The 24,641-nt window shown below is 66.2% G+C and carries 23 protein-coding genes; 19 read left to right on the top strand and 4 right to left on the bottom strand.

Translation table 11 applies throughout. The features are described 5' to 3' along the window. Window positions 1-10 precede the first annotated feature (10 nt). From C7402_RS15930 to C7402_RS15915, 4 genes are all read left to right on the top strand, one after another. The gene (locus C7402_RS15930) at window positions 11-976 is read left to right on the top strand and encodes a 2-hydroxyacid dehydrogenase (RefSeq protein WP_116611270.1); all 966 of its coding nucleotides are present in this window, start codon (window positions 11-13) and stop codon (window positions 974-976) included. Continuing rightward, the gene (locus tag C7402_RS15925) at window positions 973-2,049 is read left to right on the top strand and encodes a LacI family DNA-binding transcriptional regulator (RefSeq protein WP_116611269.1); all 1,077 of its coding nucleotides are present in this window, start codon (window positions 973-975) and stop codon (window positions 2,047-2,049) included. Before C7402_RS15930 ends, C7402_RS15925 begins: the two co-directional genes overlap by 4 nt. Window positions 2,050-2,195: 146 nt before the next feature. Beyond that, a complete protein-coding gene (locus tag C7402_RS15920) occupies window positions 2,196-3,005 on the top strand; it encodes a YhfC family intramembrane metalloprotease (RefSeq protein ID WP_116611436.1) in 810 nt (269 codons plus the stop codon). A gap of 40 nt (window positions 3,006-3,045) precedes the next feature. Further along, window positions 3,046-3,411 carry a DUF3022 domain-containing protein gene (locus C7402_RS15915; RefSeq protein ID WP_112172721.1) on the top strand — a complete coding sequence of 122 codons (366 nt, stop codon included), beginning with the start codon at window positions 3,046-3,048 and terminating at the stop codon, window positions 3,409-3,411. Between the two features lie 59 nt (window positions 3,412-3,470). Here C7402_RS15915 and C7402_RS15910 read toward each other — a convergent pair whose 3' ends face one another. Together C7402_RS15910 and C7402_RS15905 are read right to left on the bottom strand one after the other, a co-directional pair. Further along, window positions 3,471-3,905: a PGDYG domain-containing protein gene (locus C7402_RS15910; RefSeq protein ID WP_112172720.1), complete on the bottom strand. Its 435-nt coding sequence runs from the start codon at window positions 3,903-3,905 to the stop codon at window positions 3,471-3,473. Between the two features lie 168 nt (window positions 3,906-4,073). Then, on the bottom strand, window positions 4,074-4,628 hold the full coding sequence (locus tag C7402_RS15905) for a Spy/CpxP family protein refolding chaperone (protein ID WP_116611268.1): 555 nt from the start codon (window positions 4,626-4,628) through the stop codon (window positions 4,074-4,076). A gap of 251 nt (window positions 4,629-4,879) precedes the next feature. On the opposite strand from C7402_RS15905, the gene C7402_RS15900 reads away from it, so the two are divergent. Beyond that, on the top strand, window positions 4,880-5,344 hold the full coding sequence (locus C7402_RS15900; RefSeq protein ID WP_112172718.1) for an Lrp/AsnC family transcriptional regulator: 465 nt from the start codon (window positions 4,880-4,882) through the stop codon (window positions 5,342-5,344). A gap of 206 nt (window positions 5,345-5,550) precedes the next feature. After that, window positions 5,551-6,654 (top strand): saccharopine dehydrogenase family protein, encoded by a 1,104-nt coding sequence (locus C7402_RS15895; protein ID WP_112172717.1) that lies wholly within the window; start codon window positions 5,551-5,553, stop codon window positions 6,652-6,654. Between the two features lie 4 nt (window positions 6,655-6,658). Here the strand turns inward: C7402_RS15895 and C7402_RS15890 are convergent, their stop codons facing one another. Together C7402_RS15890 and cydX are read right to left on the bottom strand one after the other, a co-directional pair. Next, on the bottom strand, window positions 6,659-7,261 hold the full coding sequence (locus C7402_RS15890) for a P-loop nucleotide/nucleoside kinase family protein (protein ID WP_116611267.1): 603 nt from the start codon (window positions 7,259-7,261) through the stop codon (window positions 6,659-6,661). Then, window positions 7,258-7,413 (bottom strand): cytochrome bd-I oxidase subunit CydX, encoded by a 156-nt coding sequence (cydX, locus tag C7402_RS47700; protein ID WP_224041966.1) that lies wholly within the window; start codon window positions 7,411-7,413, stop codon window positions 7,258-7,260. Before cydX ends, C7402_RS15890 begins: the two co-directional genes overlap by 4 nt. A 186-nt stretch (window positions 7,414-7,599) precedes the next feature. On the opposite strand from cydX, the gene C7402_RS15880 reads away from it, so the two are divergent. From C7402_RS15880 to C7402_RS15820, 13 genes are all read left to right on the top strand, one after another. After that, a complete protein-coding gene (locus tag C7402_RS15880) occupies window positions 7,600-8,037 on the top strand; it encodes a hypothetical protein (RefSeq protein WP_116611266.1) in 438 nt (145 codons plus the stop codon). Between the two features lie 192 nt (window positions 8,038-8,229). After that, window positions 8,230-9,207: a magnesium/cobalt transporter CorA gene (corA, locus tag C7402_RS15875; RefSeq protein ID WP_112172714.1), complete on the top strand. Its 978-nt coding sequence runs from the start codon at window positions 8,230-8,232 to the stop codon at window positions 9,205-9,207. Between the two features lie 151 nt (window positions 9,208-9,358). After that, window positions 9,359-10,321 carry a sugar ABC transporter substrate-binding protein gene (locus C7402_RS15870; RefSeq protein ID WP_112172713.1) on the top strand — a complete coding sequence of 321 codons (963 nt, stop codon included), beginning with the start codon at window positions 9,359-9,361 and terminating at the stop codon, window positions 10,319-10,321. 285 nt (window positions 10,322-10,606) lie between these two features. Then, a complete protein-coding gene (locus tag C7402_RS15865) occupies window positions 10,607-12,346 on the top strand; it encodes a sugar ABC transporter ATP-binding protein (RefSeq protein ID WP_116611265.1) in 1,740 nt (579 codons plus the stop codon). Next, window positions 12,343-13,404 (top strand): ABC transporter permease, encoded by a 1,062-nt coding sequence (locus C7402_RS15860; RefSeq protein ID WP_112172711.1) that lies wholly within the window; start codon window positions 12,343-12,345, stop codon window positions 13,402-13,404. The genes C7402_RS15865 and C7402_RS15860 overlap by 4 nt, the downstream gene beginning before the upstream one ends. Before the next feature lie 139 nt (window positions 13,405-13,543). Beyond that, entirely contained in the window at window positions 13,544-14,581 is a 1,038-nt protein-coding gene (locus C7402_RS15855; RefSeq protein ID WP_112172710.1) for a LacI family DNA-binding transcriptional regulator, read from the top strand. Between the two features lie 53 nt (window positions 14,582-14,634). Then, a complete protein-coding gene (gene rbsK / locus C7402_RS15850) occupies window positions 14,635-15,576 on the top strand; it encodes a ribokinase (protein ID WP_279635559.1) in 942 nt (313 codons plus the stop codon). A gap of 214 nt (window positions 15,577-15,790) precedes the next feature. Continuing rightward, window positions 15,791-17,521: a methyl-accepting chemotaxis protein gene (locus tag C7402_RS15845; RefSeq protein WP_116611263.1), complete on the top strand. Its 1,731-nt coding sequence runs from the start codon at window positions 15,791-15,793 to the stop codon at window positions 17,519-17,521. A 380-nt stretch (window positions 17,522-17,901) separates the two neighbouring features. Next, on the top strand, window positions 17,902-18,663 hold the full coding sequence (locus C7402_RS15840) for a 2-keto-4-pentenoate hydratase (RefSeq protein ID WP_112172707.1): 762 nt from the start codon (window positions 17,902-17,904) through the stop codon (window positions 18,661-18,663). A gap of 59 nt (window positions 18,664-18,722) precedes the next feature. Then, complete coding sequence (locus C7402_RS46955; RefSeq protein WP_165841900.1) at window positions 18,723-19,391, top strand: hypothetical protein; 669 nt, start codon at window positions 18,723-18,725, stop codon at window positions 19,389-19,391. A gap of 45 nt (window positions 19,392-19,436) precedes the next feature. Then, window positions 19,437-21,359 carry a PrkA family serine protein kinase gene (locus C7402_RS15830; RefSeq protein ID WP_112172705.1) on the top strand — a complete coding sequence of 641 codons (1,923 nt, stop codon included), beginning with the start codon at window positions 19,437-19,439 and terminating at the stop codon, window positions 21,357-21,359. Window positions 21,360-21,544: 185 nt separating this feature from the next. Continuing rightward, entirely contained in the window at window positions 21,545-22,813 is a 1,269-nt protein-coding gene (locus C7402_RS15825; protein ID WP_112172704.1) for a YeaH/YhbH family protein, read from the top strand. Continuing rightward, window positions 22,810-24,534 (top strand): SpoVR family protein, encoded by a 1,725-nt coding sequence (locus C7402_RS15820; protein WP_112172703.1) that lies wholly within the window; start codon window positions 22,810-22,812, stop codon window positions 24,532-24,534. The genes C7402_RS15825 and C7402_RS15820 overlap by 4 nt, the downstream gene beginning before the upstream one ends. Window positions 24,535-24,641 lie beyond the last annotated feature (107 nt).

The raw sequence follows: 24,641 nt of genomic DNA, 5'->3' as shown, positions 1-24,641 counted from the left end.
AAGCAAACTCATGAAGCACACAATCGTTGCCTACAAGACCCTGCCCGCCGATGTCACCGACTATCTGCGCGAGCATGCCGAAGTCGTATTCGCCGATGCGGACAAGCCGGGCGAGCTGGCCGCCGCGCTCAAGAACGCAGACGGCGCGATCGGCGCGAGCGTGAAGATCACGCCCGAGATGCTGGACGGCTCGCGCGTGAAGGCGCTCTCCACGATCTCGGTGGGCTACGACCAGTTCGACGTGCCCGATCTCACGAAGCGCGGCATCGTGCTCGCGCACACGCCCGACGTGCTGACCGAATCGACGGCCGACACCGTGTTCTCGCTGATTCTCGCGAGCGCGCGCCGCGTGGTCGAGCTGGCCGACTGGGTGAGGGCGGGCCACTGGAAGGCCAGCATCGGTCCGGCACAATTCGGCGTGGACGTGCAGGGCAAAACGCTCGGCATCGTGGGGCTCGGGCGCATCGGCGGCGCGGTCGCGCGGCGTGCGGCGCTCGGCTTCAACATGAAGGTGCTCTACACGAACCGCAGTCCGAACGAAGCAGCCGAGCGCGACTACGGCGCGCGCCGCGTGGAGCTCGACGAACTGCTCACGACAGCGGACTTCGTGTGCCTGCAAGTGCCGCTCACCGACGCCACGCGCCACATGATCGGCGCTGAGCAGTTCAAGAAGATGAAGAAAAGCGCGATCCTCATCAATGCCTCGCGCGGTGCGACCGTCGACGAACAGGCGCTGATCGCGGCGCTCGAAGCGGGCACGATTCACGGCGCGGGCCTCGACGTGTTCGAGCGCGAGCCGATCGATCCCGCCTCGCCGCTGCTGCGCATGCCGAACGTGGTGGCGCTGCCGCACATTGGCTCGGCCACGCACGAGACGCGCCACGCCATGGCGCGCTGCGCGGCGGAGAACATCGTCGCGGCGCTCGCGGGCACGCTCGACGTGAACATCGTCAACCGCGAGGTGCTCGCGCGATGAGCGCGGCTGCGGGCGGCACGGACAGCGCCGGTGCGAGCGCGGCCACGCCGCCGCGCCGCGCCACGATCAGCGACGTGGCGCGCGAAGCGGGCACCGGCAAGACCAGCATCTCGCGCTATCTGAACGGCGAGCTGGGCGTCCTTTCGCCCGACCTGCGCGCGCGCATCGAGGCGGCGATCGAGCGGCTCGACTACCGCCCCAACCAGATGGCGCGCGGGCTCAAGCGCGGGCGTAACCGTCTGCTCGGCCTGTTGCTCGCGGACCTGGCCAACCCGTATTCGGTGGAAGTGCTGCAAGGGGTGGAGGCCGCGTGCCACGCTTTGGGCTATATGCCGCTCATCTGCCATGCCGCCAACGAAGTCGACATGGAGCGCCGCTATCTGCAACTGCTCACGACCTATCGCGTGGAAGGCGTGATCGTCAACGCGCTCGGCGTGCGCGAGTCGATGCTCAAGCCCGTGGGCAGCGGCGGCATTCCGGCCGTGCTGGTCGACCGCACCGTCGACGGTCTGGACGCCGACGTGGTCGGCCTCGACAACGCCGCCGCCGTGCGTCTGGGCGCGGAGCACCTGCTCGCGCGCGGCTATGACGACATCGTGTTCGTCGTGCAGCCGTTCGAGCATGTGAGCTCGCGCCGCGAGCGCGAAGCGGCGTTTCGCGCCTCGATGCAGGCGACGAAGGGCGCGGCGCGCGGCTTGACGCACGTGCTCGATCTCCATGACGAGGCGGGCGTGCAGAGCGCGCTCGCGGCGCTCGACGCGCATGTGACCAGCGCCGCCGCGCGCGGGGCGCGCTGCGCGCTGTTCGCGGCGAACGCGCCGGTTGCGCTGCGGCTCGCGCTGCATCTGAAGGCGGCGCTGGGGGCGCAGTGGCAGCAGCGCGTGGCGCTGATCGCCATCGACGATCCCGAGTGGGCCGAACTCGCCGGCATCACGACGATCCGGCAGCCCACGCGCGCGATCGGATATCGCGCGGTGGAGTTTCTGCACGAGCGCATCGAAGGCGCGGCGCCCGCCGCGCGCGCGGCGGCGTTCGAGGGTGAACTGGTGGTGCGGGCTTCGACGCTGGGGTGAACGGGGCGCGTCGCATCGAGCGTGGTGCGAGCCACGCGCGCTTTTCCTGCGTCGCCACGCCGCCGGGGCTGCGCGCCACGCCCGATATCTGCGATCATTCGGGCTGCGGCGCGCGCCCACGCGCGCCGACCGTCACAAGGAAGCCCATGTCCGTAGCCCCGATCACGCTCGTCTGCCTCTCGCTCGCGACGCTGTTCGTCGCCGCCTTGCCCGTTTGGCTCTATCGCCGCTTGCGCGCGCCGTATGCGCTCGACTGGCGCGATACCATCGCGGGCGTCGCCGTTTTCGCATTCTTTGCGACCGTGATCGAGCGCGCGCTCAACGACTACGTTCTGCATCAAAACGCCGCGTTCGCGCAGGTTCTCGCGAATCCGGCGTTCTTCGTTCTGTATGGCGCGCTCGCTGCGGGCCTATGCGAGGAGATCGGGCGCTACATCGCCATGCGCATCATCGCGCGCCGCGTGGCGCAAAAGTCCGGCGCGCTCGCGGACGGCCCGGCGCTCGGCTACGGCATCGGGCATGGCGGGGCGGAGGCGTGGTTCGTCGGCGTGCTCGTGCAACTTCAGTGGATCGTGTTCGCGGTCCTCGCGAATCGCGGCGATCTTGAGGCGCACCTGAGCAATCTCACGCTCGACTCCGTGTTGCGCGTGCATCTGATTCTCGCGAGCCTTTCGCCGTTTTTCGCGGGCGTGTTCGCGCTCGAGCGCACGGCTGCGTTCGTATTCCAGATCGCGCTTTCGGTGCTGATGTGGCGTGGCGTGCGCGCGGGCTGGAAGGGCATCGTTCCGCTCGCGATCGTGGTGCATGCGCTGATCGACGTGCCCGCCGCGGTGTATCAGGCGCGTCTCGCGCCGCTTGCCGCCGTCGATGGTTTCTATGTGGTGGCGGCCGTCGTGGTCGCTGTCGTGCTCTACAGAACGTGCCGCAACGAGCGGCGCGTCGCGCGCGCCGCGTGAGCGCGCGCGTTTGCAGTCTCAACTCTCTTTTCTGGCGTCAATGGAAGCCTATCTGTTTGAATGCGCGAGCCCCGATTTCGACGAGCTCGCCCGCGTTGTCGCCGATCTGTTCCCCGAGCAGACGCGCTTTGCCGAAGAACGCGACGAAAACGGCGTGCCGCAACTGGTCGTGCACTGGGTGGCGATGCGCTTCGGCTCGAAGGCGCGCCGCATGGCGCTGACGGTCGCCATCGCGCCCGCGGCGCTCGCGCGCTATCGCGCGTTGCCGGCGAGGCTGCGCGGCCGCAGCTTCGCGGTGCTGCGCGCGTACGTGGAGGCGACGATCGAGTCGCTGGAGGAGCAGCACGCGAAGGGCGAAGACGTGCCGCACGACGTGACGATCGCGCTAGACGAGGAATTTGCCTGAAGCGGGCCGAAGTGAGCTGAGACGCTGATGGGCGGCCGCCGGGCCGCCCGCGAGCAGGATCAGTCTACGGGGCGATAGACCTTGGCGAATCGCGCGGCTTGCACGACACCATAGTCGCCGGGCGCGTATTGCATGACCCAGTCACCGGCCACGCCGCTCAGGCGGTCGCCGCCGGCCGAGCGTTGCAGCGTGAACGCCGCGTCCATGCGTTTGGCGAGCACCACGACCTGGCGGTTGCGATAGGCGCCGGACTGGCCGTGGGCGAGGGCGTCGCTGGCCGGCAGATACTTCGCGTCGAAGCGCTCGCGTGAGACGACCCAGCGCTCGCCCGTCGAGCCGGTGATGATGGCGTCGCCCGGCGCGTAGCGGTTCGGGCCTTCGAGGCTCATCAGCTCGCCGGGTTGCGCCGCGAATTCGACGCTCACGGTTTCGTCCTTGACGACGCGTTGGGCCGCGGCGTCGCCGCGCAAGTCGAGTTCGGTCAGTTCAATCATGGTTGCAGCAGCGGACCTGCCTCGCAAAAAATCGTGTTGCACGGTGTGGCAAATGAAACGACGGCCGGGCGCAATGCCCGGCCGTCGCGCGGTCCGCAAGGTTACCCTGAATCGGGCCGCCGCGCACGCGCGTCGTGCCCGTGCGCGGCTCGATCCAGGGGCGGCGCCTTACTGCGCGGCCGGCGTGCTGGCCGGCTCGGCTTCGCTTGCTGCGGCGCTTGCGGACGGCTTGGCCTTGCCCTTGTGCTTCGGCTTCACCGGCTTGCCCGACGGGCCGTGCTCATGGCCGTGACGGAAGGTCTGGTCGGCAAGCTTCTTTTGCTCCGGCGAGAGGCTGGTATAGAGCGGCTCGAACGCCGTGACGAGCTTTTGCATGTCTTCGGCGTGCGCCTGCGAGATCTGCGCGTACTGCTTCATGTCGTCGAGCGCGTTACGCGTGTTCTCGCCTTCCATGCGTTGCTTGTAGAGGTCGCCCATGGTCTGGCCGTTGCTGCGCATGACGTCGGCGAACGCTTTCCATTGGGGCTCCTGCTCGGGCGTGATCTTGAGTTGCGTATGCAGCCACGTGATGCGCTCCTCGACGCGCTGCTGATGCTGCGCGGCGCGCACATCGGCGCTCGATGCGGCGACGGCGGCCGGCGCCGACGCGGCGGGCGCGGCGCTTTGCGCGAACGCGCCGCTCATCGAGAGCGTGGCGGCAAGGATGACGAAAGCTTTCTTCATTGTGAGTCCTCGAATCGTTTCGTAGCGGGTAGCACGGCCATAACGGCGGCTTCCGTTATTAGTACCACGTTATCGTCGCGAGACGGCCCGGCTGCGACACTTGCTTACAAACGAAACGCGTGGAAATACCCGTCGCGCATGGCTTGCGCGTGGACGTGGCGGTGTTTCCGCCACGCTTGCGCCACGTTTCTGCCGAGTCCCGCCGCGCGCGATAATGGCGCCATCACGACCCTCCATCACGACCACCACCGATGAGACCTCCGCGCCTCGATCAACTCGACGACCTCGACCGCAACCTCGTTGCGCTGCTTCAGGAAAACGCCCGCGAGAGCGTGGCGAACCTGGCGCGGCGCCTGGGCGTCGCGCGCACCACCGTGCTTGCGCGCATCGAGCGGCTCGAGCGCACGCAGGTAATCGCGGGCTACGGCGTGCGTCTGGGCCAGGACGTGCTCGATGCGAGCCTCCAGGCGTGGGTCGGACTCATCATCGCGCCGCGCCACGGGCCCGATGTGCAGAAGCGCCTCGGCAAGATGCCGGAGGTGCAGTTGCTGTGCGCGGTGAGCGGCGAGTACGACTATGTCGCGTGGCTGCGCGCCGATTCGCCGGACCGCCTCAATGACCTGCTCGACCAGATCGGCGGCATACCGGGCGTGGAGCGCACGACCACGTCGATCGTGCTCGCCCGCAAGGTCGATCGCGGTTCGGTGACGGGCTGAGCGCGCCTGAACCTGGGCTTAGCGCCCGGTCTCGCGGCCCCCGAATGAACGCTTTTCGACGATTCGACGAAAAGCTTCGTCAGAATGACGAAAACCCCGGTCGAAGCGCATCGTTTTGCGTCTATGATCCGTATTTGCCTCTCCCTAGACTGTGCTTGAGCGGGCGTTGCCCATCCCCAAGCATAGAAAACCAAAGGAGATGACAAATGAAAGTCGCGATTGCAGGCGCCGGTCTGATCGGCCACACCATTGCCCACATGCTGCGCGAAAGCGGCGACTATGAAGTGGCGGCCTTCGACCGCGATGCGAAGGCGCTCGAGCCGCTCGCCGCGCAAGGCATCCCCACCGCACGCGTCGACTCCGGTGACGCCGCCGCGCTGCGCGGCGCGCTCGAAGGCTATGACGTCCTCATCAATGCGCTGCCGTATTACCTCGCAGTGAACGTCGCGTCGGCGGCGAAGGGGGCGGGCGTGCATTACTTCGACCTGACCGAAGACGTGCGCGCGACCCATGCGATCCGCGCGCTCGCCGACGGCGCCGATCACGTGTTCATGCCGCAATGCGGTCTCGCACCCGGTTTCATCGGCATTGCCGCGCATGCGCTCGCGAGCCGCTTTACCGAGATCCGCGACGTCAAGATGCGCGTGGGCGCGCTGCCGCAGTTCCCCACCAACGCGCTCAAGTACAACCTCACCTGGAGCGTGGACGGGCTCATCAACGAGTATTGCCAGCCGTGCGAAGCCATTCGCGAAGGCCGCACGCAGTGGGTGCAGCCGCTCGAAGGCCTTGAGCATTTTTCGCTCGACGGCGTGGAGTACGAGGCGTTCAATACGTCGGGCGGTTTGGGCACGCTTTGCGAGACGCTCTCGGGCAAGGTGGAGTCGCTCGATTACAAGTCGGTGCGCTATCCGGGCCACCGCGCGCTCATGCAGTTCCTGCTCGAAGACCTGCGCCTTTCGAGCGACCGCGACACGCTCAAGTCCATCATGCGCCGCTCGGTGCCCGCCACGGAGCAGGACGTCGTGCTCATTTTCATGACGGTCACCGGCATGCGTGACGGCAAGCTTGTGCAGGAAGTGTTCACGCGCAAGATCTTCGCGAAGACGGTGTGCGGCGTGCCCATGAGCGCGATCCAGATCACCACGGCCGGCGCGATGTGCGCGGTGCTCGACCTGTTCCGCGAAAAGCGTCTGCCGCAAGCGGGTTTCGTGCGCCAGGAACAGGTGCAACTGCAACAGTTCCTCGGCAACCGCTTCGGTCAGGTGTACGAAGGCGCGACGCTCGACACGCGCGCCAAGGTGCCGGCCTGAGCGCTCAGGCGGGAGCCTGCGCCGAGCCGCCCGCGAGGATGCGCTGCAAGAGCGCGTCGCAATCGGCCTCGGCGGGCGCGGTGTTGTCGAACAGGAGGAGACCGTCGAGCTGCGGGCCCGACGGCATGAAACGGCGCTGCCGGTATTCGTCCCAGTGGGCGAGCTTGTAGGCGTCGATGGGATGGGCGCGCGCGACAATGCGCGCGTGCGCCGTTTCCTCGCTGGTATGCACCCAGACCACGGTGAGCGCGACCTGCGGCCCGACGCCAAGCCATGCGTGATCGAACAGCTTGCGATCGCGCACTTCGCGCGACAGCGGGCCGACCACGAGCGCGCTCACGCCCAGTTCGAGGTTTTCGCGGGCGGTGTCGATCAACCCCCGGTACTCGGGGTCGCGCAGATGTTGCAGGAAGAGGGGGCTGTCGCGGTCGTACGGGTCGTGCGCGAGCGCGCCCATCGCGGCCGAGCTGTAGCTCCCGTAGAGCGTGTCCTTGTCCAGCAGGCAGAACGGCTCGCCGCTTGCGCGCGCGAGCGGGGCGAACAGGCGCTTCGCGAGCGAAGTCTTGCCGGTTCCGGCGTGGCCGCAGAAAAACACCAGCCTTGTCACGGACGGCGCGCCTCCCCAGGCTGCGCCTCGGGCGCGCTCGGGCCGCTGCCGTGGCCATTCAGGAACTTGCCGTTGGCGTCGAGCCACATCACGTTGATGATGCCGAAGCCGAGCGCCACGCCAATGCCGAGGATCCACGAGAAGTACCACATCGTCTTTGCTCCCTTCACGTGCGGGTTGCGCGTGCTGCCGCGCATTCCCCGAAGCATATAACATCGATGATGGGCATGGCGCTCGCCCGCCCGTGGCGCCCCTGGCGATCACGACCGCATGGCCGCGAGCGCGAAACTCACCCAAACGCCACCCGACCCAGGCCAACCCGAACAGGAAAAGCGCCCATGCCATCGCGCGTGTCCAGTGTGTTCGCCGCGTGCATCGCAGCCGCGGTCACGGCGCTCGCCCTTGGCGGCTGCGCCGAGGAGCCGGCGCAGCCGCTCCCGTTCAAGCCGGTGCCGGCCGAGCGCATTCTCAAGCCGGGCTACACCCAGCCGGGCGAAGGCCTCGTCGCCGTGGACGTGCGCCGCGAGCGCACCCGCAACGTCATCGTGAAACTGCGCGACGCGCCGGTCTACATCGACGGTGAGCCCGTGACCGACCTCATGGACGGCGAGCACGTCACGTTCTACCTCAAGCCGGGCGTGCACCGCATCGGCGTGACCACGCAGTTCGATCCCGTGGTGGAACTGCGCTTCGTCGTGGACCCGCGCTATACGAACCGCGCGAGCGTCACATTCGACAAGGATCATCGCATCGGCATCCGGCGCGTCGCGCAGTAGGGCACTCCTTGCGTGCACCGAGGGCGCGGGGCGCGGCGGGCGCAAAAGGGGCGAAAGGGGCATGGCCCGTGCGCCTGCCAGCGGCGCGGGAGCCCGGCCGGCGCGACGCCGGTGCGTGGAACCCCGTACACTTGGCAACCGGTGCAACTCGAAGCGGCGCGGGCGCGACCCGCCGCCGGGAAGAAAAGGAACATGCTCATCAATTGCGTCGCGTATCAAAGCGGCAAGAAACTGGCCGACATTACCGTCGAGGCCATCAGCGACTATCTGGCAAGGCCCGAGTGCTTCGTGTGGGTCGCCCTCAAGGACCCCGACGCCGGCGAAATGGCGGCGATGAAAGAAGAGTTCGGCCTGCACGCGCTCGCGATCGAAGACGTCATGAACGGCAACCAGCGGCCGAAGATCGAGGAATACGGCGAGACGCTCTTTTGTGTGCTCCACACGCTCGAACTCGACGACGACGGCGAAATCATCACGGGCCAGGTGAACGTGTTCGCCGGCCCCAATTTCGTGCTCTCGGTGCGCCACCGCGCCCAGCAGGGTTTCAGCGACGTGCGCGCGCGCTGCGAGCGCGAGCCCGACCTGCTGCGCGAAGGCTCCGGTTTCGTGCTCTACGCGCTCATGGACAGCGTGGTCGATCGCTACGCGCCGGTGCTCGAAACGCTGTCGGGCGAGATCGAGGAGCTGGAGGACCGGATCTTCGAGAAACACGACCTGGCGGGCTCGCGCGCGATCATCGAGGATCTCTATTCGCTCAAGCGCCGCCTCGTGATCCTCGCTCACCACGTCACGCCGCTCGTGGACGCCGTCGGCAAGCTCGTGGGCGGGCGCATCCCGCAGATCTGCACCGGCATGCAGGCTTATTACCGCGACGTGTACGATCACTTGATCCGCGTGTCCAACATGATCGACGCGCGCCGCGAAATGATCGTCACGGCCATCCAGGTCAATCTCGGCATGATCTCGCTCGCCGAGAACGAGGTGACCAAGCGGCTCGGCTCGTTCGCGGCGCTGTTCGCCGTGCCGACGATGATTGCGGGTATCTACGGTATGAACTTCGAGCACATACCCGAGCTACATTTCAGGTATGGCTACCAGGTCTGTCTGGGCGCCATGCTCGTGCTCGACCTTTTCCTGTTTTTCCTGTTTCGCCGTATCAACTGGCTCTGAACGGAAGCTGGCGCCGTTCGCGTTGTTGCAATGCCGCATGGCCGGCATTGACACCGCGAAGCGCCAGCGCCGAGAATGGGCCGCCAGCAAACGTTTGCGCATAACCAGAAAGTGTGGCCCGGCCGGGCCCGACAAACCGGAGACACCGAAGATGAACTCCCGCATTCGCCGCCGCATCGTCCTTGCCGCCAGCGCGCTCGCCACGACCGCCGTGACCGGCGCCTTGCCGCTTGCCGCCCGTGCCCAGACGGGCGGCAAGCCGAAAGTCGCGCTCGTCATGAAGTCGCTCGCCAACGAGTTCTTCCTCACCATGGAGACCGGCGCGAAGGACTATCAGAAGCACAACGCCTCCCAGTTCGACCTCATCACCAACGGCATCAAGAACGAGACCGACACCGCCGCGCAGATCCAGATCGTCGAGCAGATGATCGTCTCGAAGGTCGACGCCATCGTGCTCGCGCCCGCCGACTCGAAGGCGCTCGTGCCCGTGGTGAAGAAAGCCGTGGACGCGGGCATCATCGTCGTGAACATCGACAACAAGCTCGATGCCGACGTGCTCAAGTCCAAGGACCTGAACGTGCCGTTCGTCGGCCCGGACAACCGCAAGGGCGCGCGGCTCGTGGGCGACTACCTCGCCAAGCGGCTGAAGTCGGGCGACCAGGTGGGCATCGTCGAAGGCGTCTCCACCACGACCAACGCGCAGCAGCGCACCGCGGGCTTCAAGGACGCGATGCAGGCCGTGGGCGCGAAGATCGTCTCGACGCAGTCGGGCGAGTGGGAGATCGACAAGGGCAACGCCGTGGCGTCGGCCATGCTCAACGAATATCCGGACCTCAAGGCGCTCCTGTGCGGCAACGACAACATGGCGATCGGCGCCGTGTCGGCCGTGCGCGCGGCGGGCAAGCAGGGCAAGGTGTACGTGGTCGGCTACGACAACATCGACGCCATCAAGCCGATGCTCAAGGACGGCCGCGTGCTCGCGACCGCCGACCAGTTCGCGGCCAAGCAAGCCGTGTTCGGCATCGACACGGCCTTGAAGGCGCTCAAGGAGCACAAGAAACAGTCGGAGCTGTCGGGCATCGTCGAAACGCCGGTGGTGCTCGTCACGAAGTGAGTACGGTGCGCGTGGGGCGCCTGAGCCACGGTTGGCGAGACGCGCGCGCCGCGGCGGTATTTGTGCGCGCAAATCAATAAACGCTCAAGAATCCCACCGCGCAGCCGTTATTTGTACCGGGATGGCCGCATGGGTGGCCGTCCGCGCTGCGCGGCAAAACGCTGCGCGGTGCGCCGTTCGCCGCCGCTCTACCGGAGCGTGCGGCGGCGGCGCGGACCCGCGGTATCCGGGCGGCGCGTGGACCGGTTCATCCCCGGCGGCGCGGCTCGCGACTACAGGATCGTGATGGATGCAATTGCTCCCGACGTAGCGTCAACTGCGCCTGCCGTGCTTGCGGTCTCGGGCGTGGGCAAGACCTACGAGCAGCCGGTGCTCGCCGACGTCAGCCTAGCGCTGCACGCCGGCGAAGTGCTTGCGCTCACGGGAGAAAACGGCGCGGGCAAGAGCACGCTCTCGAAGATCGTGAGCGGCCTCACCGCGCCGAGCGCGGGCAGCATGCAACTGATGGGTCGGCCCTACGCGCCGGCGAGCCGCCGCGAGGCCGAGGCGCTCGGCGTGCGCATGGTCATGCAGGAGCTGAACCTGCTGCCCACGCTCACCGTCGCCGAGAATCTTTTTCTGGACCGGCTGCCGCAGTCGGGGCCGCTGCGCTTCGGCTGGATCGATCGCAAGCGGCTGCGCGCCAACGCACGCGCGGCGATGGCGCAGGTCGGCCTGGAGGCAATCGATCCGGACACGCCGGTGGGCGAGCTGGGCATCGGCCATCAGCAGCTCGTGGAGATCGCGCGCAACCTGATCGGCAGCGGGGGCGATGGTGGCAATGCCAGCGATGGCGGCGACGGTCCGGGCGACATGCGCGTGCTGATCCTCGACGAGCCCACGGCCATGCTCACGGGCCGAGAGGTCGAGCTGCTGTTCGAGCAGATCGCGCGGCTCAAGGCGCGGGGCGTCGCGCTCGTCTACATCTCGCACCGGCTCGAGGAGCTCGAGCGCATCGCGCAGCGCGTCGCGGTGCTGCGCGACGGCAAGCTCGTGCGCGTGGACGACATGGCCAACCTCACGCCCGAGCGCATCGTCGCGCTGATGGTCGGGCGCGAGCTTGGCGAGCGCATCGACCTGGGGCAGCGGCGCATCGGCGCGCCGCTCCTGAGGGTCGAGGGGCTCACGCGCGCGAAGGCCGTGCGCGACGTGTCGTTCGACGTGCGCGCGGGCGAGATTTTCGGCATCTCCGGGCTGATCGGCGCGGGCAGAACCGAACTGATGCGGCTGATCTACGGCGCGGACCGCATGGAGCGCGGCGTCGTGGCGCTGGCGAGCACGCCGGGCGCGGCGCCCGAGCCGGTGCAGATCGGCTCGCCCGCCGACGCGGTGCGCCTCGGCATTGCGCTCATCACCGAGGATCGCAAGGGCGAGGGGCTGTTGCTGCCGCAACCGCTTGCCGCGAACGTGACGCTCGGCAACGTGGGCGCGGTGTCGCGTTACGGCGTGGTGGACGCGGCGCGCGAGAACACGCTGGCGCGTACGCAGATCGACGCGCTGCGTATCCGCACGGCCGGGCCCGCCCAGCCGGTGGGCGAGCTTTCGGGCGGCAACCAGCAAAAGGTCGTGATTGGCCGCTGGCTCGCGCGCGACCTCACGCAGCCGTTGCGCGTGGTGCTGTTCGACGAGCCGACGCGCGGCATCGACGTCGGAGCGAAGTTCGACATCTACGCGCTGATGGGCGCGCTCGCGCGCGAAGGCCGTGCGCTCGTGGTGGTGTCGAGCGACCTGCGCGAGCTGATGCTGATTTGCGACCGCATCGGCGTGATGTCGGCCGGGAAGATGACGGCGGTGTACGCGCGTGACGAGTGGAGCCAGGACAAGCTGCTCGCCGCCGCGTTCGCGGGCCTGCGCGCCGAGGACGCGCTCGTCTGCGACGCGGCTGATCTGCCCGACGCGGCAGGCGTCCCCGCCGGTGTCCCGCCAGGCGCGGCAGCGCAACCGAAGCAGCAAGCAAACGACGACCCACGAGGGAGCGCTTCATGACGAACGACCCGTTGCGCGGGCAACCGGTGGCCCAAGGCGATGACAGCGGTGGACGAACCGGTTCGCCCACCCATGCGCCCGTGTCGCCCGCAAGTGCGAAGCCCGTGGGCACGCGCTTCGGCTTCTCGAACTATCTGGGCCTCGCGCTCGCGCTCGTGGCGATGATCGTGCTGTTCTCGCTGCTCAGTTCGCACTTTCTCACTTACGATACGTTCAGTACGATTGCGAACCAGATACCCGATCTCGTGGTGATGGCCGTGGGCATGACATTCGTGCTCATCATCGCGGGCATCGATCTTTCGGTGGGCTCGGTGCTCGCGCTCGGCGCTTCGGTAGTGAGCGTGGCGTCGCTCAAGTGGGGCTGGGGCGCGTTGCCGGCCGCGCTGCTCGGCCTCGTGGCCGCGGCGGCCACGGGCACGCTCACCGGCGCGGTGACGGTGGGCTGGCGCATCCCTTCGTTCATCGTCTCGCTCGGCGTGCTCGAAGCGGCGCGGGGGCTGGCGTACCAGATGACGAATTCGCGCACCGCGTATATCGGCGACGCGTTCGATTTCCTCTCCAACCCGATCGCGTTCGGCATTTCGCCGGCCTTCCTGATCGCGGTGGCGGTGATGGTGATCGCACAGCTCACGCTCACGCGCACGGTATTCGGCCGCTACCTGGTTGGTATCGGTACCAACGAGGAGGCGGTGCGCCTCGCGGGCGTCGATCCGCGGCCGTACAAGGTGATCGTGTTCGCGCTGATGGGCGCGCTTTCGGGGCTCGCGGCGCTCTTTCAGATATCGCGCCTCGAAGCCGCCGATCCGAACGCAGGCGTGGGCCTCGAACTCCAGGTGATCGCGGCCGTGGTGATCGGCGGCACGAGCCTGATGGGCGGGCGCGGTTCGGTGATCAGCACGTTCTTCGGCGTGTTGATCATCTCGGTGCTGGCCGCCGGACTCGCGCAGATCGGCGCGAACGAGCCCACCAAACGCATCATCACCGGTTCGGTGATCGTGGTTGCGGTCGTGCTCGACACATACCGCAGCCGGCGAAGCAGCAGACGTAGCAGCGCATAACAATTTTGACGAGGGCGCGGTCCGCAGTGCAACGCGGGCCGCAGGAAATGACCGGGAATGCGGCGCCTGACTATTCCAACAACGGGCGCACTGAGAGCCGGCAGCAACAGGCAGGAAAAAAGGCAGGAGCAACATAAATATGGCGACGATCAAGGATGTGGCCGCCGTGGCGGGGGTGTCTTTCACGACGGTGTCGCATGTGGTGAACAACTCGCGTCCGGTGTCGGCGGACGTGCGGGCCAAGGTCGAACGCGCGATCCGCGACCTGAACTACGTGCCGTCGGCGGTGGCGCGCTCGCTCAAGGCGCGCGCCACGGCGACCGTGGGGCTGCTTGTGCCGAACGGCACCAACCCGTACTTCGCCGAGCTCGCGCGCGGCGTCGAGGACGCGTGCGCGCGCAAGGGCTACTGCGTGTTCTTCTGCAACTCCGACGACGACCCGGTCAAGCAGCGAAACTACCTGCGCGTCTTGCAGGAAAAGCGCATCGACGGGTTGATCGTGGCCTCGGCCGGCGACGACGCCGTGCTGGCCGCGACGCTCGCCGACGCGCGCGAGCCGCTCGTCGTGATCGACCGCAACATCGAGGGGCTCGACGCCGATCTCGTGCAGATCGACCACGAGCGCGGCGCCTGGCTTGCCACGCGTCATTTGCTGGAACTGGGGCACTCGCGCATTGGCTGCATCACGGGGCCGGTCGCAACCGCGGTCAGCGCGATGCGCATGCACGGCTTCCTGCGCGCCATGTCCGAGCGCGGCGTCGAGATCGCGCCGGGTGCGATCGTCGAAAGCGATTTTTCGGGGTCGGGCGGGTACCGGGCGGCGGCGCAGTTGTTCGACACCGTGCGGCCCACCGCGATCTTCGCGGGCAACGACATGATGGGCATCGGTGCGTTGCGCGCGGCGGCCGAGCGCGGCTTGCGCGTGCCGGGCGACTGCTCGATCATCGGCTTCGACGATATCGAGCTTGGCAACTTCACCTGGCCCGCGCTTTCAACGGTCGGCCAGCCCGCGCGTGCGCTCGGCGAAATGGCCGCGCTCACGCTGATCGAGCGCATTGCGAACGCGCGCGCCGGAGGGGTCACCGTGCGCCGCCGGGTGATGCCGCCCACGCTGTTCGCGCGCGAATCGACGGGACCGTGGGTGGGCTCGGAAGATTTCGCGCCGCTCGCGGCCTGAGCCGGGAGCGGGCCGGGCGACCGCAAGGGTGTCGAGGATCTCAAGGAGCCATTGTGACGACTGATGCAGCAAAGCCGGCCGGCGCCCACGCCAGGGTCGCCGTGGTCGGTAGCCTGAACATGGATCTCGTCGCGCGCGCGCCGCGTTTGCCGAACCCCGGCGAGACGCTCGCGGGCAGCGCGTTCGCCCAGGTGGCGGGCGGCAAGGGCGGCAACCAGGCGGTGGCGGCGGCACGTCTGGGCGCGCAGGTGGCGATGATCGGCTGCGTGGGCGCCGACGCGAACGGCGAAATCCTGCGCGCGGGGCTTTTGGCCGAGGGCATCGATTGCGGCGCGCTGGAAACGGCGCCGCACGCGCCAACGGGCGTGGCGCTCATCGTGGTGGATGACGCGAGCCAGAACGCCATCGTCATCGTGGCGGGCAGCAACGGCGAGGTCACGCCCGACACGCTCGTGCGCCATGAGGCGGTGCTCGCACAAGCCGATGTCGTGGTTTGCCAGCTAGAAACGCCCACCGACGCCGTGGCGGCCGCGCTCGCCGCCGCGCGGCGCCTGGGCAAGATCACCATCCTCAATCCGGCGCCGGCCACCGGGCCGTTGCCCGCCCAGTGGCTGGCGCTCGTCGACTATCTCGTGCCGAACGAACTGGAGGCGGCGGCGCTCACCGGGCTGCCCGCGAGCACACCGGAAGACGCGGCGCGCGCCGCGCTGGCTTTGCGCGAGGCGGGGGCGCGCAACGTGCTGGTGACGCTCGGGGCGCAGGGGGTGTGCGCGCTGCTCGACGGCGACGCGCCCGCGCATTTGCCCGCGCCGCGCGTGAGCGCCGTGGACACCACGGCGGCCGGCGACACGTTCATCGGTGGCCTGGCGGCGCGGCTGGCCGCCGGCGAACCCGCGCTGGAGGCAATCGCTTTCGCGCTGCGCGCGGCGTCGATCTCCGTCACGCGCGCGGGTGCCCAGCCGTCGATTCCGACGCTCGCCGAAGTGCCCCGCTGAGCGGGGCGGAGCGGCAAAAGTTACCGCAAAAGCCGCAGCAATGGCCGACCTCGCTGTCGGCCATTTGCAATATTGACCGCGCGCAAGCCGTCCATCCTTCATACCATATACATATTTCAAGACCACGAAAGCCCCTGCCGTTAACTTGCCTTGAGGAGACGTCTCACCTTCGGGCGCCAGCGCCCGAGCACACGACAAATCTATTGGGGGAGTCATGGGCAAGGGCATCAGCATCAAGGCGCGCATCGGCATCACGATGGGCTTTCTGGCGGCGTTGATCGTCGCCATCAGCGCGGTGGGGCTGCTCGGCCTCACGCGCTCGAACGACGCGTACCGCGAGACGTTCACGGACCAGATGCCGAGTTCGCACGCGGTGAATCTCGCCGAAATCTATGCCGCACGCGAGCGTCTCGCGCTCGACCGCGCCGCATTCGAGCTAGGCACGCCGGACGCCGCCGCGACGATCGAACGCGCGCGCATGCTGCGTGGCGTGTCGGACGACTTCTGGAAGAAGTACATGGCGCTGCCGCGCGATGAGGACGAAGCCCGGCTCGCCCAGGACGTGGCGGCCCGGCGCGACGCCCTGCACCAGATCGCGGACCAGTTCGTGAGCACCGTCCAGTCGGGCGACCAGGTCAAGGTGGTGGCGGGCGCCAAGGCGCTCAAGGAAGCCTACGACGGGCTCTCCAAAGCTGACGCCGTGCTCGACAAGTACCAGATGACGCAGGCGCAACAGGGCTTCGACAACGCCCAGGCTGCTTTCTCGGAACTGCGCATAGTGTGCATCGCCGCACTGCTGGTGGGCATCGGCGCGGCCGCCTATTCGTTCTTCTCGCTGCGCCGCGCCATCGCCCAGCCGCTTGGCGAAGCGCTCGGCGCCTTCCAGGCCATCGCCGCGGGCGACCTGCGCCGGCCCGTGGTCGTGCGCCGCAACGACGAGATGGGCGAACTGCTCGGCGGCGTCGCGCAGATGCAGCGCAGCCTGACCGAAACCGTGCGCTCGGTGCGAACGGGCACGGACTCGATCGCGACAGCCACGCGCGAGATCGCGGCGGGCAATATCGACCTGTCGTCGCGCACCGAGGAGCAGGCCACGGCGCTCCAGCAGACCGCCTCCAGCATGGAGCAGCTCACGGGCACCGTGAAGCAGAACGCCGACAACGCGCGCCAGGCGAGCGCGCTTGCCGCCAACGCCTCGGAGATCGCCAACAAGGGCAACGCCGTCGTCAACCAGGTGGTCGGCACGATGGGCGACATCAACGAGAGCTCGGCGAAGATCGCGGAGATCATCAGCATCATCGAAGGCATCGCGTTCCAGACCAATATCCTGGCCCTGAACGCGGCCGTCGAGGCGGCGCGCGCGGGCGAGGAAGGGCGCGGTTTCGCCGTGGTGGCGGGCGAGGTGCGCAGCCTCGCGCAGCGCTCGTCGGCGGCGGCCAAGGAAATCAAGGGGCTCATCGACACCTCGGTCGAGCGGGTGCAGGCGGGCTCGGCGCTCGTCGACGAGGCGGGCCGCACGATGACCGAGATCATCGGCGCGGTGCGGCGCGTGACCGACATCATGGGCGAGATCGCGGCGGCGTCGCAGGAGCAGTCGGGTGGCATCGAGCAGGTCGCGCGCGCCGTGACGCAGATGGACGAGGTGACCCAGCAGAACGCGGCGCTCGTCGAACAGGCGGCCGCCGCGGCGCAGTCGCTCGAAGACCAGGCGGGGCGGCTGCGCGAAGCCGTGGCAGTGTTCAGCCTCGACGAGGGGGCAGGTGCGGCGGCGCCCAAGCCGCCGGCGCGGGCTGCGGCGCGGCCCGTTGCGGCCAGCGCTCCTGCGAAGGCGCGGCCGGCGCGCGCCGCTGCCCCGACCGCTCGCCCGGCCGCCGCGACGGCAGCGGCGGGCGTGAGTGCGGCGCCGGCCGCTGCCGGATCGAACGGCGACTGGGAGACGTTCTGAGCTTGACCCACGGCGCGGGCATGACAGTCATGCGCCGCCACGCGCGACACAACCTCCGGCCGCTGCAATGCAGCGGCTTTTTTTTTTGAGACTTTGCCCCTGGCAAGCGGCCCCGCGATGCGCCACGCGCGCGCGGTTACGGTACATTGTCAGCCGTGTCATTCGCGTGGCCGGGTGAACGCGCTACACTGCGGCGCTCGCGAGGGCCCAGGGCGGGAGTTGTCCCGCGCCGGGACGAGTGCGGGCCGTACGGGGCAGGCGGCGCGGGGCGGACGACGGTCCGGGCCGCCGGGCATGGGAGGGCGCACTGCGCCAGGCAGGATGGATTGCGCCGGCTTCGAGCGCCGGCGTCGCACGACAGCACAAACAAGGAACCAGACATGACGCACGACGATCTCGCGCAACGCCTCGTGCAAGCGCGCCGGCATCATCATCTGATCGAGACCCTGGAGCCCGAGCGGGTGCCGCCGGACGCAGCAACGGCTTATGCGATCCAGCAGGCGGTGATCGCCGGGCTCGACACCACCACGGGTGGATGGAAAATCGGCGCACGCGCGCCGGGCGGCCCCGCCTCCGGCGCGCCGATCCCGGCGCCGCTCGTGCACGCCTCGCCCGCGCGCCTCGAGCGCCATTCGTTCTTCCGCGTGCTGGTGGAGCTGGAGATCGCCTTTCGCTTTTCGGAACCGATCGCGCCGCGCGCCGAAGCTTACGTGCGCGACGAGGTGCTGGCGCGCGTGGGCCAGATCCTGCCGGCCATCGAGGTCGTTGACAGCCGTTTCGCCCAGTGGCCCAACGTCGCGCCGCTCGCGCAGCTCGCCGACGCGCAGAACAATGGCGCGCTGATCACGGGCCATGCGCTGCCGTATCCGGCGCTGGCGCGCTCGCTCGACTTCGTCGCGCCCGAACTCGAACTGACGTTCGACGGCGCCTCGCTCGTGCCCGAGGCGCCGGGCAACCCGGCGGGCGACCCGCGCGAGTTGCTCGTCTGGTTCGTCAATCACTGCGCGGCGATGGGCATCACGATCGAGCCCGAATGGACCGTTACGACGGGCACCTATGTCGGTGCGCATCGCATCGACAAGCCGGGCCTCCTGCACGGCCATATCGACGGGCTCGGGGAAGTCGAAATCGAATTTATCTAGCTGATAAGCGGGTGCGCGGTGTGTAACAGATACGCGTCGCGCCTGTCACAATCGCTGTAATGAAAGGCCGCCATGCGCACTGCGTGGCGGCCTTTTTTTCTGCGTGTTACACGCCTCGCGAACGGGCGCTTGCGCAATCTGTCACGCGCGTCATTTTGACGGCGCATTTGTCTTTGGCTGCTATCACAGCAAACTCATGGCAGCGGGAAAACCACTACGGCCGAAAGGGATTGTTTGCCGAAGTCATGACGTCCCGTTCGCGCTTATCGGAACACGACGCGCAATGCGCGCCAACTCACCGACCCTGGCGAAATCGACGCGTAAAAAGGGAAAAAAATCGCATTGACGCGTACTCACAACAGCCATGCCGCCGCGCGCTGCGCGAGGTAACGAACAAAACGTTACGGGTCGTTGTGCACCGACGCTGTGCTGATGCGTTTGAGGAAGAAGCGCTGCGTATGCCGTCGCGCCGAAAGGTGTGCGGAGCAAGGCGAAATGGTGTGTTGCGGCGAAGAGGCCAGGCAAGCCGTTTTGTCGCGGCGGGAGTGAGGGAAAGCGAGCCCGGTCTGAAATTTGCACCAGTGGGGAAGATCATTGTAAGGCGTACTATGACGACCTCCAAGCGCTCAAAAATGCTTAGCTTTGAAGGGCACATCCGGCGCGATTTTACGGTGCGAAAAATTTCAAAAGGGTTTAGGATGAATTTGAGCGATGTCGTTTCCGAATAGCGCGCCGCGCACGACATCGGTCGCAGATCTCGGCGAGGAGGTAGCATGGATATCTACAGCAGCTTCGCGACCCGCTTCGAAAAAACGCGAGAGGAGGAGTTCTCGCTCGAGGAGTATCTCGCGCTCTGCAAGGAAGATCCCAATGCGTACGCCACGGCTGGCGAACGCATGCTGACGGCAATCGGCGAACCCGAACAGATCGACACTCGTAACGATCCGCGCCTGTCGCGTATTTTTGCGAACAAGGTCATCAAGGTGTATCCCGCATTCCGCGAGTTCTATGGCATGGAAGACGTGATCGAGCAGGTCGTCGCGTACTTCCGCCATGCGGCGCAAGGACTCGAAGAAAAGAAGCAGATTCTCTATTTGCTTGGTCCGGTGGGCGGCGGCAAGTCCTCCATTGCCGAGCGTCTGAAGCAGCTCATGGAGCGCGTGCCGTTCTACTCGATCAAGGGCTCGCCCGTGAACGAGTCGCCGCTCGGTCTCTTCGATTACGACGAGGACGGTCCCATACTCGAAGAGCAGTACGGGATTCCGCGCCGTTACCTGAAGAGCATCCTGAGCCCGTGGGCGGTCAAGCGCCTGCACGAGTACAACGGTGACATCCGCAAGTTCCGCGTGGTGCGCCGCTATCCTTCCATCCTGCGCCAGATCGGCATCGCGAAGACCGAGCCTGGCGACGAGAACAATCAGGACATCTCCTCGCTCGTCGGCAAGGTCGACATCCGCAAGCTCGAGCAATACGCCCAGGACGACGCGGACGCGTATAGCTACTCCGGCGGCCTGTGTCTCGCGAATCAGGGCTTGCTCGAATTCGTGGAAATGTTCAAGGCACCGATCAAGGTGTTGCACCCGCTGCTCACCGCCACCCAGGAAGGCAACTTCAAGGGCACCGAAGGATTCGGCGCGATCCCGTTCAACGGCATCATCCTCGCGCACTCGAACGAGTCGGAGTGGAAGGCGTTCCGCAACAACCGCAACAACGAGGCACTGCTCGATCGTATCTTCGTGGTGAAGGTGCCGTACTGCCTGCGCTACTCGGAAGAGATGAAGATCTACGAGAAGCTGCTGCGCAATTCGTCGCTGGCCGAGGCCGTATGCGCGCCGGGCACGCTCAAGATGATGTCGCAGTTCTCGGTGCTCACGCGCCTCGCGGAACCCGAGAATTCGAGTCTCTTCTCGAAGATGCAGGTGTACGACGGCGAGAACCTCAAGGACACCGATCCAAAAGCGAAGTCATACCAGGAGTATCGCGACTTCGCCGGCGTGGACGAAGGCATGAACGGGGTCTCCACGCGTTTCGCGTTCAAGATCCTCTCGCGCGTGTTCAACTTCGATTCGACCGAAGTCGCCGCGAATCCGGTCCACCTCATGTACGTGCTCGAACAGCAGATCGAGCGCGAGCAGTTCCCGCCGGAAACCGAGCAGAAGTATCTCTCGTTCGTGAAGGACGTGCTGGCGTCGCGTTACGCCGAGTTCATCGGCAAGGAGATTCAGACCGCTTACCTCGAATCGTATTCCGAATACGGGCAGAACATTTTCGACCGCTATGTCACGTACGCCGACTTCTGGATTCAGGACCAGGAGTTCCGCGACCATGACACCGGCGAAAGCTTCGATCGCGCCGCGTTGAATGCGGAGCTGGAGAAGATCGAGAAGCCCGCGGGCATCAGTAATCCGAAGGACTTCCGCAACGAGATCGTGAACTTCGTGCTGCGCGCGCGAGCGGCCAACGCCGGCAAGAACCCGGCCTGGATCAGCTACGAGAAACTGCGCGTGGTGATCGAGAAGAAAATGTTCTCGAATACGGAAGAACTTTTGCCGGTCATCTCGTTCAATGCGAAAGGATCGGCGGAAGAGCAGCGCAAGCACGAAGACTTCGTCAATCGCATGGTGGCGAAGGGCTACACGCCGAAGCAGGTCCGGTTGCTCTGCGACTGGTATCTGCGCGTGCGCAAGTCGTCGTGAACGAAGAGGCTTTACCGTCCAGGTGCGCCGCCGCGCCGCATAGGCGAACGCGGCGGCGCGCCAGGACCTCCGGCGGGGCGCAGGCCGCGTGGCCGTGAGCGGGTGAACGCGGCACGCACGATGGCATACGCGGCAAGCAAACACTGCGCACCTCGCCCATTCGAAACTGGAGCGGGAGACTGGATGTGCTTCATCAAATCATCGACCGCAGGCTAGCCGGCAAGAACAAGAGCATTGCTAACCGCGAGCGCTTTTTGCGCCGCGTGAAGAACTATATTCGTCACGCCGTCTCGGAAGCGGTGCGTGACCGCAGCATCAAGGACATACAGAGTAACCAGAGCATCACAATTCCGCGCAAGGACATTGCCGAGCCGTCGTTCCGTCACGGCCCCGGCGGCAAGCGCGAAATGGTTCATCCCGGCAACGAGGACTACGTGCGCGGCGACCGCATTCCGCGGCCGCAAGGCGGCGGGGGCGGGGGCGGCAGCCAGGCGAGCAACGAAGGCGAAGGTCAGGACGACTTCGTGTTCGAACTCTCGCGCGAAGAGTTCATGCAGTACTTCTTCGACGACCTCGAACTGCCGCGCCTCGTCAAGACGCATCTCATGGCCGTGCCCACGTGGAAGAGCATCCGCGCGGGCTGGGCCGCCGAAGGCACGCCCAACAACATCGACGTCGTACGTTCGCTGCGCAGCGCGCTCGGGCGGCGTATCGCGCTCGGCGCGCCGCTCGTCAACGAGCTGCACGTGCTCGAAGAGCAGCTCGAAGTGCTCAAGGCCGATCCGGCCGACCGGCGCGAAGAGATCGCGTTGCTGGAGGAGCAGATCCACCATCTGCGCGGGCGCATCTGGCGCATTCCGTTTATCGATCCGTTCGACCTGCGTTACGTGAACCGTGTGAAGCAGCCGCAGCCGTCGAGCCAGGCCGTGATGTTCTGTCTGATGGATGTCTCGGGCTCGATGGACGAGCAGCGCAAGGACCTTTCCAAACGCTTCTTCATCCTTCTGTATCTCTTCCTCAAGCGCAACTACGAGAAGATCGAGGTGGTCTTCATCCGCCACCATACGCGCGCCGAGGAAGTGGACGAGGACACGTTTTTCCATTCCACCGAAAGCGGCGGCACGGTCGTGTCGAGCGCGCTGGAGCTGATGAAAAAAGTGATCGAGGAGCGTTATTCGCCGAGCGACTGGAACATCTACGGCGCACAGGCTTCGGACGGCGACAATTGGACAGACGATTCGCCCAAGTGCCGGAAGATCCTCGCGGATGACATCCTGCCTCAGGTGCGCTATTTTGCGTATATTCAGGTTACGCCGGAAGAGCAGAACCTCTGGCTCGAATATGCTCAACTGGCCCTCACCGAACCGCATCTGGCGATGAAGAAGGTCGACACCGCGGCGGACATCTACCCGGTGTTCCGGGAGCTGTTTGAAAAACAGGTGGAGCACTCATGACGACACGCCACCTGCACAACGAGGCGCGCGGCTACGAGCCGGAGCGCCGCAAAACGAGCGGCCACGAAAAAGGGCATCATGGCGATCACGATGCCGGGCACACGCCCGGCCATCGCGAAGACGCCGAAGCGCCCGGACATGCCGCCGGGGCTGCTCGCCACAAGGAGCATGGGCTCGCCCAGCAAAGGGAAGTGCAAATGAACGTAGCCGACCGACGGCCGTTGCCGTGCCCATCTGACTGGACCTTCGAACTCATCGAGGAGTACGACACACATATCTCGCATGTTGCAGAGCAATATGAACTGGATGTCTACCCCATTCAGCTCGAATTGATCAGCGCCGAGCAGATGATGGACGCGTATGCGTCCGTCGGCATGCCGGTGAACTATCGCCACTGGTCGTTCGGCAAGCATTTTCTCTCGACCGAGAAAAGCTACCGCCGCGGCCAGATGGGTCTCGCGTACGAGATCGTCATCAACTCCAACCCCTGCATCGCGTACCTCATGGAAGAGAACACCATGACGATGCAGGCGCTCGTGATCGCGCACGCCGCGTACGGGCACAACTCGTTCTTCAAGGGCAACTACCTGTTCCGCTTGTGGACGGACGCGCACGCCATCATCGATTACCTCGTCTACGCGAAGAACTACATCGCCGAATGCGAGGAGCGTTTTGGTCTGGACCGCGTGGAGGAGTTGCTCGACTCGTGCCACGCGCTCATGAACTATGGCGTGGACCGCTACAAACGTCCGCAAAAGCTTTCGCTGGAACGCGAAGCCGCCATGCGGCGCGAACGCGAGGCTTACCTTCAGTCGCAGGTCAACGAACTGTGGCGCACGCTGCCCAAGCAGCAAATGCCGATTGCCGAGGAAATCGACGAGCGCTTTCCGCCCGAGCCGCAGGAGAACCTGCTGTACTTCGCCGAGAAGAATTCGCCGCTGCTCGAACCGTGGGAGCGCGAAGTCATTCGCATCGTGCGCAAGATCGGTCAGTACTTCTATCCGCAGCGGCAGACCCAGGTCATGAACGAAGGCTGGGCCACGTTCTGGCATTACACGCTGCTCAATACGCTCTATGCGCAGGGTAAGCTCGAAGACGGCTTCATGATGGAGTTCCTGCACTCGCACAGCAACGTGATCTATCAGCCGCCGGTGACGAAGCCGTATTACAGCGGCATCAATCCGTATGCGCTCGGGTTTTCGATGATGAGCGACATTCGCCGCATCTGTGAAAACCCCACGGAGGAGGACCGCAAGTGGTTCCCCGAACTGGCGGGCAGCCCGTGGCTCAAGGCGATGCACTATGCCATGCGCAACTTCAAGGACGAGAGCTTCATTGCGCAGTATCTGTCGCCGCATCTGATCCGCGAAATGCGCCTCTTCTCGGTGCTCGACGACGACATGCGCGACGCGCTCGAAGTCTCAGCCATTCACGACGAAAGCGGCTACCAGTACGTGCGCCAGGCGCTCTCGCGGCAGTACGACATGCATCACCGCGAGCCGAACATCCAGGTGTGGTCGGTGAACACGCGCGGCGATCGCAGTCTCACGCTGCGTCACTTCATGAGCGACAATCGCCACCTGTCGAGCGACTCCGACGAAGTGCTGCGCCACATGGCGCGTCTTTGGCAGTTCGACGTGTTCCTCGAAAGCGTGGACGAGAACGGCACGGTGAGAAAGCGCTATGAATGCCGTTACATGCCGCCGCCGGTGCGGGTATAGCCGCCTGCCTCCGTCGCCGGATTGAGCGTGTAAGTCACGAGGCCAGCCTGCGGGCTGGCCTCTTTTCATTGATGCGCGTGCAACGACGCTGCAATCGAACAGGCGCC

The organism is Paraburkholderia unamae, from assembly GCF_003096875.1.
Classification (GTDB): domain Bacteria; phylum Pseudomonadota; class Gammaproteobacteria; order Burkholderiales; family Burkholderiaceae; genus Paraburkholderia; species Paraburkholderia unamae.
The sequence above is the reverse complement of the archived record's forward strand: the minus strand, read 5'-3'. Positions and strand labels throughout refer to the sequence as shown.

What these genes read in the sequence shown, in the direction of transcription:
- C7402_RS15930 (WP_116611270.1), top strand. Translation starts at nt 11, where the DNA reads ATGAAGCACACAATCGTTGCCTACAAGACCCTGCCCGCCGATGTCACC.
- C7402_RS15925 (WP_116611269.1), top strand. Translation starts at nt 973, where the DNA reads ATGAGCGCGGCTGCGGGCGGCACGGACAGCGCCGGTGCGAGCGCGGCC.
- C7402_RS15920 (WP_116611436.1), top strand. Translation starts at nt 2,196, where the DNA reads ATGTCCGTAGCCCCGATCACGCTCGTCTGCCTCTCGCTCGCGACGCTG.
- C7402_RS15915 (WP_112172721.1), top strand. Translation starts at nt 3,046, where the DNA reads ATGGAAGCCTATCTGTTTGAATGCGCGAGCCCCGATTTCGACGAGCTC.
- C7402_RS15910 (WP_112172720.1), bottom strand. Translation starts at nt 3,905, where the DNA reads ATGATTGAACTGACCGAACTCGACTTGCGCGGCGACGCCGCGGCCCAA.
- C7402_RS15905 (WP_116611268.1), bottom strand. Translation starts at nt 4,628, where the DNA reads ATGAAGAAAGCTTTCGTCATCCTTGCCGCCACGCTCTCGATGAGCGGC.
- C7402_RS15900 (WP_112172718.1), top strand. Translation starts at nt 4,880, where the DNA reads ATGAGACCTCCGCGCCTCGATCAACTCGACGACCTCGACCGCAACCTC.
- C7402_RS15895 (WP_112172717.1), top strand. Translation starts at nt 5,551, where the DNA reads ATGAAAGTCGCGATTGCAGGCGCCGGTCTGATCGGCCACACCATTGCC.
- cydX (WP_224041966.1), bottom strand. Translation starts at nt 7,413, where the DNA reads ATGTGGTACTTCTCGTGGATCCTCGGCATTGGCGTGGCGCTCGGCTTC.
- C7402_RS15880 (WP_116611266.1), top strand. Translation starts at nt 7,600, where the DNA reads ATGCCATCGCGCGTGTCCAGTGTGTTCGCCGCGTGCATCGCAGCCGCG.
- corA (WP_112172714.1), top strand. Translation starts at nt 8,230, where the DNA reads ATGCTCATCAATTGCGTCGCGTATCAAAGCGGCAAGAAACTGGCCGAC.
- C7402_RS15870 (WP_112172713.1), top strand. Translation starts at nt 9,359, where the DNA reads ATGAACTCCCGCATTCGCCGCCGCATCGTCCTTGCCGCCAGCGCGCTC.
- C7402_RS15865 (WP_116611265.1), top strand. Translation starts at nt 10,607, where the DNA reads ATGGATGCAATTGCTCCCGACGTAGCGTCAACTGCGCCTGCCGTGCTT.
- C7402_RS15860 (WP_112172711.1), top strand. Translation starts at nt 12,343, where the DNA reads ATGACGAACGACCCGTTGCGCGGGCAACCGGTGGCCCAAGGCGATGAC.
- C7402_RS15855 (WP_112172710.1), top strand. Translation starts at nt 13,544, where the DNA reads ATGGCGACGATCAAGGATGTGGCCGCCGTGGCGGGGGTGTCTTTCACG.
- C7402_RS15845 (WP_116611263.1), top strand. Translation starts at nt 15,791, where the DNA reads ATGGGCAAGGGCATCAGCATCAAGGCGCGCATCGGCATCACGATGGGC.
- C7402_RS15840 (WP_112172707.1), top strand. Translation starts at nt 17,902, where the DNA reads ATGACGCACGACGATCTCGCGCAACGCCTCGTGCAAGCGCGCCGGCAT.
- C7402_RS46955 (WP_165841900.1), top strand. Translation starts at nt 18,723, where the DNA reads ATGAAAGGCCGCCATGCGCACTGCGTGGCGGCCTTTTTTTCTGCGTGT.
- C7402_RS15830 (WP_112172705.1), top strand. Translation starts at nt 19,437, where the DNA reads ATGGATATCTACAGCAGCTTCGCGACCCGCTTCGAAAAAACGCGAGAG.
- C7402_RS15820 (WP_112172703.1), top strand. Translation starts at nt 22,810, where the DNA reads ATGACGACACGCCACCTGCACAACGAGGCGCGCGGCTACGAGCCGGAG.